The organism is Ruegeria sp. E8, assembly GCF_056533985.1.
Genome location: NZ_JBQFOY010000054.1, coordinates 1 through 1,532 on the forward strand (window position 1 = coordinate 1; position 1,532 = coordinate 1,532).

Consider the following 1,532-nt stretch of genomic DNA (forward strand, 5'->3'; position numbering starts at 1 on the left):
AGGATCCCGATGGCTACAAAGCGGCTGCAAAACGCGCGGCGGTACTGGGCTGTGAGGGTAAATGGGCGATTCATCCAAGCCAGATCGCGCTTGCAAACGAAGTCATGTCGCCCGGCGAGGCCGAAGTGACCAAGGCACAGCGCATCCTCGAAGCCATGGCCGAAGCCGAAGCCGCCGGTAAAGGCGCCGTTTCGCTGGACGGCCGTCTGATTGACTATGCTTCGATCCGGCAGGCGGAAGTGATGGTGGAAAAGGCGCGTCAGATCGCAGCGGCCTAAACCAAACAAAAGTTGCGTGGGCGTCCTGCCCACGCGATTTCATCCTGATCGAAGCCCTGAAAACACTAATTGCTTTCCGTTGAGATCGAGCCCAGAAACCGCCTGTTTCGCACGTCTTCCGGGCTAGTTTCATAGCTGCGCTGAAACGCGCGCTTCAAGGCGACAGTTGACGAAAACCCGGTGGCCGCCGAGATTTCGATCTGCGACATGTTCGTGAACTGCAACAGGTTTTGCGCGCGCTCCAATCGCAGTTCTTTGTATGTCGAAAGAAGCTTTTCCCCCGTTTTGTTCAGGAACCGTCGCTGCAACTGGCGCGTTGAGGTTTTGAGTGCACGGGAAAGATCGGAAATCGCCAAAGGATCTTCGATGTTCTCCTGCATCGCCTCCAGGGTGCGCACGACCAAAAGATCACCCCTGGCACGATGAACCAACCGGTCGGCAAGCCTGCTTACATGTTTCTGTGCAGGTTCCGTCAGGCCAATATAACTGCGTAGCGACTCGGCGATATGTTCCCCATGATCGCTCGAAACAAATTCAGACAGCAGCCGAAGTGCGCTTAATCTGCTGGTCGCGCTGTGAGGGCGCCCATCCGAGGCCAGATAGGTTCCTGTGCCACAGCTTTCCAACCCGCTTTCCAGCGCGGCAGCCGCAAAATTAGGATGTACCGCAGCAGTACTTCGACCAGCTCTGCCCAATTGAGCCAGCAGAAGGACAGCACCGCCGACAAGAACAGACCTCGGAGACAGGTTGAGGATTTGTGATAACCAGGTTCTTCGCGCACCGGCGACATCCCAATTCTTCTCCAGGTCCCCCCAGAAAATCGCGGTGCGACCGGCCCAATAAAGGGGTCCTCCGACAGCCCCATTGCCGGACACCCGCAGATTGACCACGTAACAGCAATCTTCGATCAGGTTGTTCAAAGCCTGAAAGAATTCAACGACGATTTCAGCCGACGCCAAAGCCCGCTGATCGCTGAGGATGACATCGATGTGCTTCAATCTCTCCGATGCCTCAGGCGCCGTTTTTTCCGGGTTGGCAGGATCATTTGCGAGGACATAGTGTTTCATTGTTCCTCCATCGACTTGGTCAGAAGCAGCGCCTGACCGGCGCTGCCCTTTTTGTTTTCAATCCGTCAGGACATGAAATGGATTGATGGCCCTAGGCTCTACTCAGCGGCTTCTTCGTAGTCTGACATTGGTGGGCATGTGCAGATTAGGTTTCGGTCTCCGTAAGCGTTGTCGACGCGGTTGACGG

At 55.9% G+C, this 1,532-nt stretch carries 1 protein-coding gene and 1 pseudogene; one reads left to right on the forward strand and one right to left on the reverse strand.

Translation table 11 applies throughout. The annotated features are described in order from the left end of the window. Nucleotides 1-278: pseudogene (locus ACR0LF_RS23595) on the forward strand (CoA ester lyase); the annotation flags it as partial. 65 nt (nucleotides 279-343) lie between these two features. Here the strand turns inward: ACR0LF_RS23595 and ACR0LF_RS23600 are convergent. Then, the gene (locus tag ACR0LF_RS23600) at nucleotides 344-1,345 is read right to left on the reverse strand and encodes a helix-turn-helix domain-containing protein (RefSeq protein ID WP_480584048.1); all 1,002 of its coding nucleotides are present in this window, start codon (nucleotides 1,343-1,345) and stop codon (nucleotides 344-346) included. Nucleotides 1,346-1,532 lie beyond the last annotated feature (187 nt).